The sequence below is a fragment of the Dysgonomonas massiliensis genome, assembly GCF_900240225.1.
In the GTDB taxonomy this organism is placed as follows: Bacteria; Bacteroidota; Bacteroidia; order Bacteroidales; family Dysgonomonadaceae; genus Dysgonomonas; species Dysgonomonas massiliensis.
In genome coordinates this window covers 262,049-277,000 of record NZ_OEPV01000001.1, presented here as the reverse complement: position 1 = coordinate 277,000, position 14,952 = coordinate 262,049, and the positions used below count along the sequence as shown (strand labels likewise).

Here is a 14,952-nt window from a genome sequence, read left to right as displayed (position 1 = left end):
TATCATGAACTCAATATTCAATATAAATCGTTTCTTGAAATATGCGAAAACGTTTGCAACAACACACTCAAAGCAATACTTGTATTCTTTGCTCATTGTAGGCGGTTACACAGTGGTAGGGCTGTTATTATTTATTTTTGTACCAATGCTTATACCTTACATTACTATTCCAATAATCTATGGTGCTATTCCTTTAAGCACTGTAGTAATTGTGTTAGCACCTTGCTTTTTTGAGAAAACAATCAGCAAGAATAATAGTATTTTCGACTTTATTTTACCTGTATCGTATTTCGAAAAATTTCTAGTCAGGCTCCTAAATTATACATTGATCATTCCTTTATTGATACTAGGTACAGTATATATCCTATCACAAACCGCAGCTTTATTATCTAGTAATAATGCAGATGCAATTATAAATGCTTTTGATGTTACAAAAATATTTACATACAAAGAACTGTTAATGGTGGCAATATTCCAATCATTCTATTGGGTTGGCTATTACTATTTCAGACGTTACACACTCATTAAATCGACAGCAACAATCATTGGCTGCATGTTAGTGGTTACTGCTCTTTCGTTGCTTGTATCAGTTCTTACTTTCGGAGATTTTGACACCTACAAGGCTGTGGATGTGAGTGTAGATATTACAGCTAGTAATCTAGACTACGCTACTACAATACCTCAATATATTCTAGCACTTCTTTTCCCTCTGGGACCATGGATAGTATGCATGTTAAAAATGCGTGAAACCGAAATTTAACAAATTATGGACTTCAAATCGAACAAACCAATATACATGCAGATAGTCGATTTTTGCTTCGATCGAGTGTTGGAGAATGAATGGAAGCCTGCCGAACGAATACCTTCGGTAAGAGAACTGGGAGTACAACTTCAAGTGAATCCTAATACGGTAATGCGCGCATATGAGTATATGCAGACCGAGGAGATTATTTACCCTAAGCGCGGAATGGGTTATTACGTTGAAGAACTAGCATCGAAACGAATCCGCAGTATTCGTAAGAAAGAGTTCTTTGAAGAAATATTACCCGTAACATTCCATACGATGGATTCATTAGAAATATCTATCGAAGAGATAACCGAAAAATACAATAACTTCAAAAAAACAGAAAAATGAAAAAATATGCCAACATAGTGCTAGCATCTATTTTTACAATTGCATTAGTTTGTATTCTATCAATGGTATACCTCTCATTATACAGCATTGCAGAAAGATATAATACTCTTGGGTTTTAATCAACAACAAAAAAACACTTAAAGAATGGAAAGATTCGTATCACCCATGCTATGCGGTTTTATAATACCGGTAATTGCACTGTTAGCTTATGCAATATACAGCCTTTTTTGACAAGAACTGAAGCCTCTGATTATATTTTGATATTAGTACCCACTAAGTAAATCAGCTCATCATCGTTGGTATGTGCAGGCTGCAGAAATGCTAAAAAAAATGTATCTTTGTCATTCAACATACAAACTGAGAAAATGACAGAAAACAGACCTCTAATATTCATCACTAACGATGATGGCTATCAGGCTAAGGGTATCAATGAATTAATTGATGCCCTTAAGGATTTTGCAGAACTTATAGTAGTGGCTCCCGACGGACCTCGTTCGGGCATGTCGAGCGCAATCACATCATTGCATCCCATCAGAGTGCGTCAGGTAAAAGATACTGAATTACTGAAAATATATTCGTGTACGGGAACTCCCGTCGATTGTGTAAAATTGGGATTGAGCCAAATTCTGAAAGATCGTCAGCCCGATATGGTAGTTACGGGAATCAATCACGGATCAAATGCTTCGATTTGCGTACACTACTCGGGAACTATGGGAGCTGCAATCGAAGGTTGTATCTTCAAGATTCCGTCTGTCGGATTTTCGCTTCTCGATCATCACAGCGATGCTGATTTCGATCCAGCAAAACCATTCATTCTTGACATCTGCAAACAAGTATATGAAACGAAACTTCCTGCCGGAGTTTGCCTCAACGTGAATATTCCCATGGGGAACGACCTAAAAGGTATTCGCGTATGTCAACAAGCAATGGGCCAATGGGTAGAAGAATTCAGAGAAGGAATCGATGGTTACGATCAGAAAATATACTGGCTGACCGGCCGTTTCCGTAACGACGAACCAGATAATACCAAAACCGACGAATATGCATTGGCTCAGGGTTATATATCTGTAGTTCCTATCAATGTGGATGCTACGGCATATTGTACACTAGATGGACTGAAAAGTCTAGAAAAATAAACAACGACAATAATAATTGAATGAAATATTTTTTGGTAGCAGGTGAAGCTTCGGGCGACCTACACGGATCGAACTTGATGGCAGCTTTGAAGAAAGAAGATTCGAATGCAGAATTTGCATTCTTTGGAGGCGATCTGATGCAGGCTCAGGGCGGAAGACTGATTAAACATTACCGCGAGCTGGCTTTCATGGGATTCGTTCCCGTACTGCTCAATCTGCGTACAATTCTTCGTAACATGAAGATGTGTCAGGAAGAAATTGTAGCCTATCAGCCCGATGTAGTCATTCTGATCGACTATCCCGGCTTCAATCTGAAAATTGCCAAATATGTTCATCAGAAAACTGAGATACCTGTCTACTACTATATTTCGCCAAAAGTGTGGGCTTGGAAAGAATATCGCGTCAAACAGTTCAAGAAATATGTAGACGAGATGTTCTGTATCCTGCCTTTCGAAGTCCCTTTCTTCGAAAAACACAAATACAAGGTACACTACGTTGGTAATCCGACTGTGGACGCCGTTGCCAAATTCCGCGAAGACAACAGCTGCGATACACGCGAGAAACTGATCGCCGAAAATAATCTTGATGATCGTCCAATCATGGCCATTCTATGCGGTAGCCGCCAGCAAGAGATTAAAGATAATCTGCCTTACATGCTTGATGCCATCAAAGGATTTACAGACTATCAACCCGTAATTGCCGGTGCTCCGGGTATCGAGCCTGATTATTACAAACAATACATCGGTTCGAACGATTGTAAAATTATCTTCGGACAAACATATCGCCTGCTTTCCTTTGCAGATGTGGCACTAGTTACTTCGGGAACAGCTACGCTCGAAACGGCTTTATTTCGCGTTCCGCAAGTTGTTTGTTACGAGACTCCGATTCCAAAAATTGTATCGTGGTACTTCGCTAATATGATGAACTCGCCATATATTTCGTTGGTTAATCTGATAGCTGGAAAGACTGTTGTACAAGAACTGTTTGCAAAATATTTTTCGGTCGAAGCCATTGCTCAGGAAACTGACAAGCTAGTGAATGATACAGCTTATCGCAATCAGATGCTCGCTGAATACGATTGTATAATTGATATTCTGGGAAGTCCGGGGGCTTCGTCAAAGGCTGCACGGATTATGTTGGATAAATTGAGAGAATAAAACATAATACCTGATATGAAAAATTGGAAAATAGCATTTTGGATTTGTCTTACTATATCTATAACTATAACTGCTTTACTTGTTTTTATTATTCTATTTCAGGTCAAGAGAAACATTGAAGCAAGCTATACTAACGATCAAATTGTTTTCTTAAAGAAAGAACTAAATATAGTTACAGATATATTTAAAGGAACGGATTTAAGTAAACATAGAATAGATAGCTTAACTAAAGAGTACGATGAATATAAGTTCTTCAAATATTATCCAGACTCAATATCTCTATATTCTATTTCTATCAAATTTGAGAATGATACTTTGAAACATATTAGAAAACGACATTAATCCGATCTCACTTCTTTTTCAACAACTGGTGTCCGATACGGCATTGAAAACATTTACGAGGAATACAATATTCTTTCTTCAGCTGAATGGTCGCTTGCGAATCGAAAGCCGTATTCATCGGGATGCCATATCCTGCAAACTGACGAGTAATCGTATTTCGCTCTGCTTTTATCGTTTCCAAGAAACGCATAGCTCGTTCGCAATACGTATCGTCGTTGATACTTTTACCATAAGCGAACAGAATCGGTGCAACCGTATTGATCAGAATTATATCCAGCGAAGCATCGCCTAAATACTTTGATTTTTTATCCGACACTTGGCCAAAGGTATAATGCGTTTGCCAATACTCAGAAGCGTTGACATGAAACATCAAACGAATTCGACCCATATCTTCACAATTGATTACTTTCGAGAACAAACCTTGTGTAAAGTGTAACAAAGCAGCCAACTGAGCAACACGTATTTGTGGAAATGCTGACGGGCGCGATCGCATAGTCTTGAAAATTGACGATTCGAGTGGTCGAAGCGTAAACTTCGATTTGAAGAAGTCGTATTCTTGTTTCAATCTGCTGAAATATTCGTCCGATTGTTTTACCTCATCTAGCAATCCGGCTTGTCCGAAAAGCAGAGCTTCGATCTGAAACAGATTATCGCCATGTTTACGTAGATAAGCATAAGGTAAACTTAGTGCTAAACGTTCGAATGAATCGGAATTCAAGCCAAAACCAAAATTGCGAGTCAGCAGAACATAAAACACGTCTTCCCACGAATTATTGAATAGTTCTAGCAAATGTTCAATACGTTCTGTTTTGGTCTGCAATCGCTCGAATAGCAGATTCTGCATCCACGATGTGATATGTATAGGAGATAAAGTCGAGATAAAACTTCCGCATGGAATATCTGATTGCGATCGGAATAAATATTCGTAATTTTTGTCGATATAATCGGGATAAGTGATTGCACACTGTGGTATCTGACGACCTTGACTATTGGTTACATCCTTACGATCGGCACGACCAACAATATGCAAGATTGTAGAGTCGTAGGCTCTGTCTTCGGCATGGCGATGTCGTTCCCAGTCTGAAGCAGCCGTATGTATCTCTACATTTCCTGCCCAAAGCTTGCCGTCGATCTTCACTTTTGCATTGAAAAAATCGGGACCAGCATCCGAATTAAGCCTGCCGACATCAATTACTTCGATACTGAGTCCGTCGGCTGTAGTCAGATTTTCGTCGAAAAGGCGATTTTGCCAAACATAGTGCAATATACTTTCCATGTGTAGTTTGTTCGATCAAGAGGTTAAGGTATCAAAGATAATGAAGTTCGACAAAGATCAATAAACCAGAGTCACATTATCTACCCAAAACTTACTATCCGTACTACCTATATATGCTCCGCCATTGCTCGACGAGAATTGTAGAATCATATGCGTAGCTTCTTCACCGGCCTTTGCCCACCCCACTTCGTGCACTGGCACCATTTTGCCTTTACTGTTTCGGGCATAAACAGCTTCTTCGCCATCAATCAGCTTCATATACGATTTGTAATAAGATTGGCCACTTATATCCCCATACCACAAAGGAATACGATGTGCATTTTGCCAAGCCGATACGGTTTTCGAGAAATACTCCCATCCCGTAGCCACACGATGAGCATAAATATTTCCTTCACTATCTTCCCAACGACGTTGCAAAAGCAAAAAAGCTTGAGCATTATCTCTCTGATCCAAAGTTTTCTGTTTACCGAAACCCGTCGATCTGATGCTTTGTCCTCCGGTAGTTACTTTATAGTCAAACTCCAGAGCTTTTGGCTTTCCCTTAAATGGCACTCCGGTAATTAAACGACTTTGCGGATCGCTTGTTCCGGTTATCGGCTCAAGCATTTCGCCAAGAAATATTGTGCCGCTTGCCAATACATTAATGTTTATCAATCCCAAGACTTTTACTTTCTCGATACGAGTTTCCAATCGGGCTGCAAAACCATTTCCCCGTCTTTCGGGAAATACAGTTACGCTAGCTTTCGTTACACCGCTCACTTTGGCCAAAACCGATGATGTAGCCCAAGGCGAATCCTTCTTCTTGTAAGGCGTATTATCTTTCAGCGTATCGCCTTTAGCCAAGGTATAGATATACTTTGTATTTCCACCGATGACACCCGATTCTTTTACTTCGCGTACCATCCATGTATTCATATTACCATAGCTGATCATCTCTTTACGTTCGGCCTGAGCCGATACATCAATGGTCATAATCAACGATATAAAGGTAAGTATATATATGTGTAGTATTCTTTTCATGTTTATTTTCCTTTATCTAATTCCGACTAATGATAAATATTGTTCTTTTCTATCATCTCACGGTCCTCGTCTTTCAAGTTGAGCTCGTAAAAAGATACCGGATCATCGTGATCGTCCAGATACATCCTTTCCTGAGGACGGAATGCAGCTCGAAGCAATGACAGATCGACTTCGAAATAATTTGTTTTTATATTAGCCATATCCAGCATTGTATGAAATGCTGAGTTTGTAGAAACAGGCATTGTCATATTACGCTTGGCCATACCGAATTTTCGTGGATTGGCATCAATATACGAATCCGAAAACCACATCAGCATCGGAATCCTCAACTGATAGTAGGTAGGTATAGGAGATGCATGAAGGAAACGATGACGATCGTCGTCAAATATATCTTCGCCATGATCGGCACAATAGAACATACCCGAACTTGCATCTTCATCGCGAAGTAATTGGATGACTCCATCCAAGAAATAATCAGCGTAAAGAATCGAATTATCGTATGCATTGATCAGCACATCACGTTCTTTCAGAGTCATGCCTTTTACGGCATCGGGCTTGAATACCGAAAATTCATCAGTGTAACGTTCTCTGTAATTGAAATGCGAACCATAGCTATGCAGTACAATAAACAGATTTCCATCTATCGAATCGATACAGTTTTTCAGATACGGCAACATTACCCCATCGGGTGCATTGTTGGTAGCCAATTCGTCACGGAAGGTCTTGTATATGTCAGCCTCTTCCGAAAATAGTTCTGTAAAAGAGCGATTAGGCGACTGATTGGATATGAAAACAGTCGTAAATCCGCATTCCTTGAATGCCTGGATAATACTTTTCTGTTCGTAAATGATATCGAAATTCTCGGCTGATGCTGCCGATAGAATAATCGGCACGCTCTTGTGTGTAGTATTCGATTGCGTTATAGCATCGCGATAAAACACCAGATTCGAATCTTTTTCGAGACGCGGATTCGTCTGACGCTCATATCCGTATAGGCTCCAGTTGTCTGCCCTACCCGTTTCACCTACAACCATTACATATATTTCGCGTTTGTCGGTATTGGGTGTGCGAGTAGCTTCGAAAGTAAAATCTTTCGATGTTGCGTGATATCTATCGATACGTTTCCACTTGTTGATAGCAAAGTCAAGATTGTAAAGTACATTATTGGGATAGATATTCTGATGATACGAAAAAACCTGAGTATTCTTATTGTGTGCAAATATCGAAATACCATAAGCTGCAATGAATATTCCTAAGCCCATGATAAACGTACAACGTCTGAAATTACGGCTCAGGCAAATCTTCCGTCTCAGCTGCATGATCGACAATATAATAATAGGGATATACAGCACGCATACACCCAATACCGAAGGCCAGATACTAACCAGCAGTTCTCCGGCTTCGCTAGGATTGGTTGTCACCACGTTCAGAAACATATCGGCAGCAATCACATTCTCTCCATACATATAAAACAGCACAAGCTGAAAAGCGTGCAACACAAGAAGTGGGATTAGCAAAACTTGTATCAAACCCGTTTTTTGTGACAAGGAGTAGATACACAGATAAAGCCCCAATGGCGCAAAAAGCAGTACAAGTTTGCCTGCAAAGTTCAAAGGTTCGCTAGTCACAAGCAAAATGCTAGGAACCAAGTTTACTATGATGTAGATAACAAATATCAGCTTTGGTCTTTCCAATAAAGCTTCTATTCCTGCTGTTAGTTTCTTAAACATATATCTTTAAAATGCTTCGTTCATACTAAAATAGAATCCGGAGTCGCGACGTCCAATACCGTAATCCAGACGGACATTTACGCCTTTCTTGAATTCCCAACGATAACCAAGTCCGAAATTGGGCAAAGTCTGGCTGAGTTTGAAGTCATCGAAATGCGGAAATACATTTCCGGCTCCGGCCCACAATACAATTCCGCTTCGTCCGTAGATATGCTGGCGCAATTCGATTTGAGTCTGCACATATTTCTTATCGCGATAACGCCCTTCGAAATAGCCTCGCATCTGTTGTGATCCTCCCATCTGAGCCAGCAACGACCATGGAACATCTCCGCTGTTGAATATTCCACCAATATTGAAAGCCAGTTTCCCGCCTTTCCACACCGATTTGTAATAACGGGCATCTATCTCGTAACGATGAACCGTAGCGGTACTCCCTGCAAATTCGGGCATAAAGCTATAATCGAATTTGACATATATCCCTTTATTCGGATTGGGGATAAAATCGCGCGAATCATAAGAAATTATTCCGGCCATACCAACCGATGTAACTGTGGGCTTCAGTCCGTCGCCCCAGCCTTCTTTTTTGAATTTATAGCCATGTATATTTCTAAATCGCCCGCCCAATCCTACATAAAAATTATCAGCTGTACGAACTAAAAAATCGGCATAAACTTTAATTTCCTGACTTGTATATTTCGAATATTCTTTTTGTTTTCCGGCATCGTAACCTATCCCCCAATATTTGCTTGGAAAAGACGAAAATGATATATCTGCATTAAGTCGGAATTTATCCTCAGGAAAAATTGTATTCCCTTCGATACCTATTTTATAGAAACCCGAAGTAGTAATATCGCCATATATAGCCACATTAGATGGGGGTAATGTTTTGTCAGATTTATCAAGTCGATATAGCCCTGAAGCCAAAAGGCCTAATCCCAGCTGAGTTTCACTCGAATAGTGAGGTCCTCCGATAAAACTGATATCGAATGCTTTTTCTTCCTTTACCTTGTTCGAATCGTCAAAGTACTGAATTATTTTATCTATAATGTTTCTTTTTTTCACGATGGTCGTATCTCCAGTATTTTCTTCGGTCTGAGCCAAACTGGATACTGCTATAAAAAAGAAAATAAACAACGGTAATGTGCGTAGTTTATTCATAGGTCTTGGTTCTAAAAATTTATGTTAATACAAATATAGACATAATTTAATAAGCACTCATAATATACGTACACTTATTAACTATTTATCTAAAATAATTGCTCTCGCAATATTTTTAACTTGAGTCTACGTTGCAAAATTAATAAAATAAATGCAAAATATGGCCAAACGTCACATCCTGATAGAAAGATTCGATATAAAATAGAGCCATAGCTACCAGTCGAATATACACCGATAGCCATGGCTTATAACAAATTATAGACATAGAGTCAGAACCAATTATATCACTTACCTCGAGGTAATCATTCCTTATTATTTGATCTGAACTTTCTATAAATAAGATATCCAACAAAAACAAATACCAACAATAATGGCCAGATATTGATCAAGGATACAAAAAAAGAACATAATCCATTCCATCCCGACACCAATGCATCAATCAGACGACTACCTACACCTGGCTCATAGCTTTCGATTTGCTCAACATATTTTATAGTTTCGCGAGATTCTACTTTATCCTGATAAATTTCGATCGTCACAGTACTAAGCTTCATATCATCTTGCATCCTATACTCTGAAACCTTCACTTCATTAGCATACTTTTCGGCAGCATCTAAAGCTTCTTCAGCATCCATTGCTTCCTCCAACTTGCCCGATCGGCTGGAAATTGCTGATCCCATACGCTTCGATTTCTTCGTCAAACGCTCTTGATCCAGACCATTCGCAAACAAATCTATTGTCAGATCTTTAGCATTCAGCAAACGATAATCTACCAAAGTAGCTTCTTTAGCTATTTCTTCGAGAAATATGTGAAGATTTTCTTGTGGAACACGTACCACCAAATCGCCAGTAATATCGTATTTACGAATAATCAATGACGAATCTGCCGAGGTACGCATAACGGTGGAAAAATATTCTGAACTCGAAATTTTAGATTCAAGTATAAAACCACTATTCTGAAGTGTACTTTTCTCAATAGCATAGCTACTATTCACGACATCACGGACCTTAAATTTGAGTTTAGCTGTTTTAATCAAAGGTCGTTTCAAGGCTGTAACATCTTGCGCCGCAGCCTGAGTAACAAGAAAATTGTCAACTATAGGAGTCCCAAAAGCAACCATCTTTTTACTTTTCTCCCAATCTTCACCAATCACCTCTTCTTGTGGAATATAGCTATCCATCACCATACTATCCTCATGACTATACTCGTTTTTGTTACCACAAGCATAGATGAGAAGAATAGCGAATACTGCAAAAATGAGTGCGCTTAATAATCTTTTCATAATAGTTTCGTTTATCGATTTATTATAATAGATGTATTCTTAGCACAAACTCCATAAAAAATGTAAAAGAATCTAACTGCACACTTAGGAAAAACACAGACAAAAGTGTACATTTGATATGTTAAAACTAAAAAGACCTCTAATATGAAGAAACAGTTATTCGTAATCTTAGCCTTGTTATTTTCGCTGAGTATTTATCCTCAAGAAAATTTAGTATATCAGAAACCGCCAAAAGAAATTCTGGAATTAGCCGACTTCGAACGTGCCCCAACACTTATGATGGATAGTAAGCGCACAAAAATGATATTTCAATTCAGAAATACATATAAAACACTTGCAGATCTCTCCGAACAAGAAATGCGCTTAGCCGGATTACGCATCAATCCGGTAACCAATATCGCAAGCAATACCAGATATTTCAACAATCTGAAATATAAAAACCTATACGATAACGAAGCCAAACAAATTACGGGACTTCCCCAAAATGCAAAAATGACTTATCTATCTTGGTCTCCCGATGAGACTAAAATAGCATTCGTCAATATTACCGAAACGGGAGTAGAATTATGGTGCATCGATTGGGCAAGTGGTCATGCAACACGTCTTACCGAAGCCGTACTGAACGCAAATGTAGGTAACCCATATACATGGTTCAGAGACAGCAAATCAATATTGGTAAATGTTTTGCCTCAGGGTAAGCCTAAGCTAATAGATTCGAAAAGTGCCATACCTACCGGACCAACAGTTACGACGAGCGAAGTGGGAGTAAAAGCACAAAACAGAACATATCAAGATTTACTGCAAAATGCTACTGACGAAGCTAACTTTGATGCTCTTGTAACTTCCGAACTATATCAAGTTGATCCATCGGGCAATATGAAGCTATGGAAAGAAAAGGATATTTATACCGGAAAATCGTTTTCGCCTGATGGCCAATACATAATAATTACAACACTTAGAAGACCGTATTCTTACGCCGTAACATTGAACAGATTTCCTTCAACAACAACAATATACGACAAAGACGGAAACCTTGTCAACAAATTCAACGAAAAACCGCTGCTTGAAGTTATGCCAAAAGGCTTTATGGCAACTTATGCCGGTAAACGATACATATCATGGCGATCGGACAAGCCGGCTACACTTTATTGGGTCGAAGCTCAGGATGGTGGAGATCCGGAAAAAGACGTTCCTTTCCGCGACAAAATATATCAACTAGATGCACCATTCAACGGAGAAGCACAGTTCCTTACCCAAACCATAAATAGATTTGCAGGCATCGAATGGGGAAATGATAATACAGCCATTATATATGATAATTGGTGGAACACGCGTAACACAAAAGCCTATCTGTTCAATCCATCCAATCCGGAGCAAGCTCCGGAAATCTTGTGGGATCGCAACTTTCAAGATGTATATAGCGATCCAGGATACTTCGATTCGAAACGAAATGAATATGGTAGAAGCGTTTTAAATCTATCGGGCAATAAAGCCTATTTAATTGGTGAAGGTTTTACTAAAGATGGCCAGTTTCCATTCATCGACGAATTGGATCTGAAAACGAAAAAGAAAAATCGTATCTACCAATCAGCCTATACAGACAAAGCACTGAATATATCATCTATTATTGATCTCAAAAAAGGCGAATTACTGATAAGACTGCAGTCGCCGACAGAATATCCGAACTATTATATTTTGAATACAAAAAAAAGAATTGCGCCAATAGCAGTAACTCATTTCGAAAATCCATTCAAAAGTATAGCTAATATTCACAAAGAGGTTATCAAATATAAGCGTGCCGATGGAGTAGAACTTACGGGTACACTTTATCTGCCTGCAGGTTACGATAAAAAAGAAAAACTACCGATGGTGATGTGGGCATACCCTACCGAGTATAAAGACAAAAGTAGTGCCGGACAAAACACAACCAATCCGAACGAATTTATTTATCCATCCTACGGATCACCTATCTACTGGGTAACACGTGGATATGCCATTCTGGACGATGCAGCCTTCCCTATCGTGGGCGAAGGTAAAACAGAACCGAATGATACATTTATCGAACAGTTGGTAGCCAATGCCAAAGCTGCCATTGATGCTGTAGACTCGATGGGTTATATCGACCGAAACCGAGTAGCTGTCGGAGGGCATTCATACGGAGCATTTATGACAGCAAACCTACTGACGCATTCCGATCTGTTTGCTGCAGGAATTGCTCGCAGTGGAGCATACAACCGCACCTTGACTCCATTCGGATTTCAGGCCGAAGAAAGAAATTACTGGGAAGCACCACAAGTATATAATTCCATGTCGCCATTTATGCATGCCGACCAAATGAAACATCCGTTACTATTGATACACGGGGCTGATGACAACAATGCCGGCACGCATACAATGCAAAGCGAACGCTACTTCAATGCACTGAAAGGGTTTGGAGCTCCAGCACGTTTGGTACTTCTGCCAAAAGAAAGTCATAGCTATCAAGCTAAAGAATCGGTACTACACTTATTGTGGGAACAAGATCAATGGCTAGAAAAATATGTAAAAAACAAAAAATAAATAATATTTATCTATTAGGGGAGTCTTTTGGCACTCCCCTTTTTTGTATATTCGAACTATGAAAACCGCTAAGACAAATGCCGCACGGCTACTGGATAAAGCCGGCGTGCAATACGAATTGATAGCTTACGAGGTTGACGAGTCCGACCTCAGCGCAGTGCATGTTGCCGAACAACTGAACGAATGCGTCGATCAGGTTTTCAAGACTCTTGTACTTCATGGCGACAAAACCGGATACTTCGTCTGCATCATTCCCGGAGCAAAGGAATTAGACCTGAAACGTGCTGCCGCAATATCGGGCAACAAAAAATGCGAAATGATACCAATGAAAGATCTTTTATCCGTAACAGGCTATATACGTGGAGCTTGCTCGCCTATAGGGATGAAAAAAGTTTTTCCTAGTTATATTGACAATTCGTGTCTTAATTTCGACAAAATATACATAAGTGCCGGAAAACGAGGACTTCAGATACAAATTGCACCCGCAGATTTAATTCGAGTGACAAATATTGCACAAACAAGTATTATTTAAGCAAAAGTGTTAGCCAAATTAATTGCCCAAACAATAATTAACCCACAAACAACTATCATTTAGATACTTTTAAGTAAAAAAACTCGTATCAAATTGTGGCTTTTTAAATAAATACTCTTTATCTTTACCATAGAGGCAGGTTAGCGAATCTGCCTGAAATCATCAATTGAATGATCGATTAATAACTATTAATAAAACAATGTTATAAGTATGGCTAAAGTAAAAGGAGCAGTAGTTGTAAACGAAGAACGCTGCAAAGGTTGCAATCTGTGCGTAGTATCATGCCCCGCAGATGTTCTTGAATTACAGCCTCAAATGATGAATCAAAAAGGCTACCACTATGTCTACATGAAAAATCCTGACGACTGTATAGGATGTGCAAACTGTGGATATGTATGCCCCGACGCATGTCTGACTGTCTACAGGATGAAAAGCTAAGTAAATAAAATATTTAAATTAAATAAGCCTATCATCGAAATACCCAAAGAAAAACACGTTAAGCAAGTAAAAATCTAAAATTCACAAAAATTATGTCAGAAGAAATATATCTAATGAAAGGTAATGAGGCAATATCTCACGCTGCCATCCGCTATGGTTGCGACGGATATTTTGGTTATCCTATTACCCCTCAGTCCGAAATCATGGAGACATTGATGGATGAAGCACCTTGGACTACAACAGGCATGGTTGTATTGCAGGCCGAGAGTGAAACAGCATCTATAAATATGGTATATGGCGGAGCATCGTGCGGAAAAGCTGTGATGACATCATCATCAAGCCCCGGTGTGAGCCTTATGCTCGAAGGTATTTCATACCTTGCCGGAGCAGAACTACCGGCACTATTGGTCAATGTGATGCGTGGAGGTCCCGGCTTGGGAACAATCCAACCATCGCAAGCCGACTATTTCCAAACCGTAAAAGGCGGCGGACATGGCGACTATCGTCTGATTACACTGGCACCGGCATCGGTACAAGAAATGGTAGATTTCGTATCGCTAGGTTTCGACTTAGCATTCAAATACCGTAATCCGGCTATGATTCTTACCGATGGTGTTATCGGTCAGATGATGGAAAAAGTAGTACTTCCTCCGTATAAACGCAGACGTACGAACGAAGAGATTGCACAGCAATGTCCTTGGGCTACGCTAGGCAAACCAGCCAATCGTAAACCAAACATAATAACTTCTCTCGAGCTGGATTCGCATATCATGGAACAGAACAATCTTCGTTTCCAAGCAAAATATGCACAGATAGAAAAAGATCTTTGCATGTACGAAGAAATCAACTGCGAGGATGCAGATTACATCTTAGTAGCATTCGGATCGGCAGCACGTATTTGTCAGAAAGCAATGGAAATTGCACGCAATCAAGGTATCAAAGTAGGTATTATACGCCCTATCACACTTTGGCCGTTTCCTTACAAGCAAATAGACAAATACTCTGATAAAGTAAAAGGTATTCTTACCGTAGAAATGAACGCAGGACAAATGGTAGAAGATGTTCGTTTGGCTGTGAACGGAAAAGTACGTGTAGAACACTATGGTCGTTTGGGAGGTATAGTTCCTGCACCAAACGAAATTGTAGCAGCATTGAAAGAAAAATTCAACGCTTAACAACAATCAGT

Annotated in this window: 14 protein-coding genes; 9 read left to right on the top strand and 5 right to left on the bottom strand. The window is 39.5% G+C overall.

Translation table 11 applies throughout. The features are described 5' to 3' along the window. Positions 1-4 precede the first annotated feature (4 nt). From C1A06_RS01405 to C1A06_RS01385, 5 genes are all read left to right on the top strand, one after another. Entirely contained in the window at positions 5-760 is a 756-nt protein-coding gene (locus tag C1A06_RS01405) for a hypothetical protein (RefSeq protein ID WP_101688431.1), read from the top strand. A 6-nt stretch (positions 761-766) separates the two neighbouring features. After that, positions 767-1,135: a GntR family transcriptional regulator gene (locus C1A06_RS01400; protein WP_101688430.1), complete on the top strand. Its 369-nt coding sequence runs from the start codon at positions 767-769 to the stop codon at positions 1,133-1,135. 365 nt (positions 1,136-1,500) lie between these two features. Next, on the top strand, positions 1,501-2,271 hold the full coding sequence (surE, locus tag C1A06_RS01395; protein WP_101688429.1) for a 5'/3'-nucleotidase SurE: 771 nt from the start codon (positions 1,501-1,503) through the stop codon (positions 2,269-2,271). Between the two features lie 20 nt (positions 2,272-2,291). Beyond that, the gene (gene lpxB, locus C1A06_RS01390; protein ID WP_101688428.1) at positions 2,292-3,428 is read left to right on the top strand and encodes a lipid-A-disaccharide synthase; all 1,137 of its coding nucleotides are present in this window, start codon (positions 2,292-2,294) and stop codon (positions 3,426-3,428) included. A gap of 15 nt (positions 3,429-3,443) precedes the next feature. After that, complete coding sequence (locus C1A06_RS01385; RefSeq protein ID WP_101688427.1) at positions 3,444-3,770, top strand: hypothetical protein; 327 nt, start codon at positions 3,444-3,446, stop codon at positions 3,768-3,770. 7 nt (positions 3,771-3,777) lie between these two features. On the opposite strand, the gene C1A06_RS01380 is transcribed toward C1A06_RS01385, so the two are convergent. The 5 genes from C1A06_RS01380 to C1A06_RS01360 form a co-directional block, all read right to left on the bottom strand. Continuing rightward, a complete protein-coding gene (locus C1A06_RS01380) occupies positions 3,778-5,046 on the bottom strand; it encodes a DUF2851 family protein (RefSeq protein WP_101688426.1) in 1,269 nt (422 codons plus the stop codon). 57 nt (positions 5,047-5,103) lie between these two features. Beyond that, the gene (locus C1A06_RS01375) at positions 5,104-6,066 is read right to left on the bottom strand and encodes a PCMD domain-containing protein (protein WP_101688425.1); all 963 of its coding nucleotides are present in this window, start codon (positions 6,064-6,066) and stop codon (positions 5,104-5,106) included. Between the two features lie 26 nt (positions 6,067-6,092). Next, the gene (locus C1A06_RS01370) at positions 6,093-7,796 is read right to left on the bottom strand and encodes a phosphoethanolamine transferase family protein (protein WP_101688424.1); all 1,704 of its coding nucleotides are present in this window, start codon (positions 7,794-7,796) and stop codon (positions 6,093-6,095) included. Positions 7,797-7,802: 6 nt separating this feature from the next. Beyond that, complete coding sequence (locus C1A06_RS01365; protein WP_101688423.1) at positions 7,803-8,954, bottom strand: BamA/TamA family outer membrane protein; 1,152 nt, start codon at positions 8,952-8,954, stop codon at positions 7,803-7,805. Positions 8,955-9,256: 302 nt separating this feature from the next. Beyond that, entirely contained in the window at positions 9,257-10,237 is a 981-nt protein-coding gene (locus tag C1A06_RS01360) for a DUF4349 domain-containing protein (protein WP_101688422.1), read from the bottom strand. 144 nt (positions 10,238-10,381) lie between these two features. Between C1A06_RS01360 and C1A06_RS01355 the strand changes: the two genes are divergently transcribed. The 4 genes from C1A06_RS01355 to C1A06_RS01340 all read left to right on the top strand — a co-directional run bounded on the left by C1A06_RS01355 (position 10,382) and on the right by C1A06_RS01340 (position 14,941). Continuing rightward, positions 10,382-12,796, top strand: a complete 2,415-nt coding sequence (locus C1A06_RS01355) for a S9 family peptidase (RefSeq protein ID WP_101688421.1) — start codon at positions 10,382-10,384, stop codon at positions 12,794-12,796. Between the two features lie 58 nt (positions 12,797-12,854). Further along, positions 12,855-13,328 carry a Cys-tRNA(Pro) deacylase gene (gene ybaK / locus C1A06_RS01350; RefSeq protein WP_101688420.1) on the top strand — a complete coding sequence of 158 codons (474 nt, stop codon included), beginning with the start codon at positions 12,855-12,857 and terminating at the stop codon, positions 13,326-13,328. Positions 13,329-13,538: 210 nt separating this feature from the next. Further along, entirely contained in the window at positions 13,539-13,766 is a 228-nt protein-coding gene (locus C1A06_RS01345; protein ID WP_101688419.1) for a 4Fe-4S binding protein, read from the top strand. A gap of 92 nt (positions 13,767-13,858) precedes the next feature. Continuing rightward, positions 13,859-14,941 (top strand): 3-methyl-2-oxobutanoate dehydrogenase subunit VorB, encoded by a 1,083-nt coding sequence (locus tag C1A06_RS01340; protein ID WP_101688418.1) that lies wholly within the window; start codon positions 13,859-13,861, stop codon positions 14,939-14,941. Positions 14,942-14,952 lie beyond the last annotated feature (11 nt).

Excerpts from the sequence above, each read along its gene's own strand:
- C1A06_RS01405 (WP_101688431.1), top strand. The coding sequence starts at position 5 with ATGAACTCAATATTCAATATAAATCGTTTCTTGAAATATGCGAAAACG.
- C1A06_RS01400 (WP_101688430.1), top strand. The coding sequence starts at position 767 with ATGGACTTCAAATCGAACAAACCAATATACATGCAGATAGTCGATTTT.
- surE (WP_101688429.1), top strand. The coding sequence starts at position 1,501 with ATGACAGAAAACAGACCTCTAATATTCATCACTAACGATGATGGCTAT.
- lpxB (WP_101688428.1), top strand. The coding sequence starts at position 2,292 with ATGAAATATTTTTTGGTAGCAGGTGAAGCTTCGGGCGACCTACACGGA.
- C1A06_RS01385 (WP_101688427.1), top strand. The coding sequence starts at position 3,444 with ATGAAAAATTGGAAAATAGCATTTTGGATTTGTCTTACTATATCTATA.
- C1A06_RS01380 (WP_101688426.1), bottom strand. The coding sequence starts at position 5,046 with ATGGAAAGTATATTGCACTATGTTTGGCAAAATCGCCTTTTCGACGAA.
- C1A06_RS01375 (WP_101688425.1), bottom strand. The coding sequence starts at position 6,066 with ATGAAAAGAATACTACACATATATATACTTACCTTTATATCGTTGATT.
- C1A06_RS01370 (WP_101688424.1), bottom strand. The coding sequence starts at position 7,796 with ATGTTTAAGAAACTAACAGCAGGAATAGAAGCTTTATTGGAAAGACCA.
- C1A06_RS01365 (WP_101688423.1), bottom strand. The coding sequence starts at position 8,954 with ATGAATAAACTACGCACATTACCGTTGTTTATTTTCTTTTTTATAGCA.
- C1A06_RS01360 (WP_101688422.1), bottom strand. The coding sequence starts at position 10,237 with ATGAAAAGATTATTAAGCGCACTCATTTTTGCAGTATTCGCTATTCTT.
- C1A06_RS01355 (WP_101688421.1), top strand. The coding sequence starts at position 10,382 with ATGAAGAAACAGTTATTCGTAATCTTAGCCTTGTTATTTTCGCTGAGT.
- ybaK (WP_101688420.1), top strand. The coding sequence starts at position 12,855 with ATGAAAACCGCTAAGACAAATGCCGCACGGCTACTGGATAAAGCCGGC.
- C1A06_RS01345 (WP_101688419.1), top strand. The coding sequence starts at position 13,539 with ATGGCTAAAGTAAAAGGAGCAGTAGTTGTAAACGAAGAACGCTGCAAA.
- C1A06_RS01340 (WP_101688418.1), top strand. The coding sequence starts at position 13,859 with ATGTCAGAAGAAATATATCTAATGAAAGGTAATGAGGCAATATCTCAC.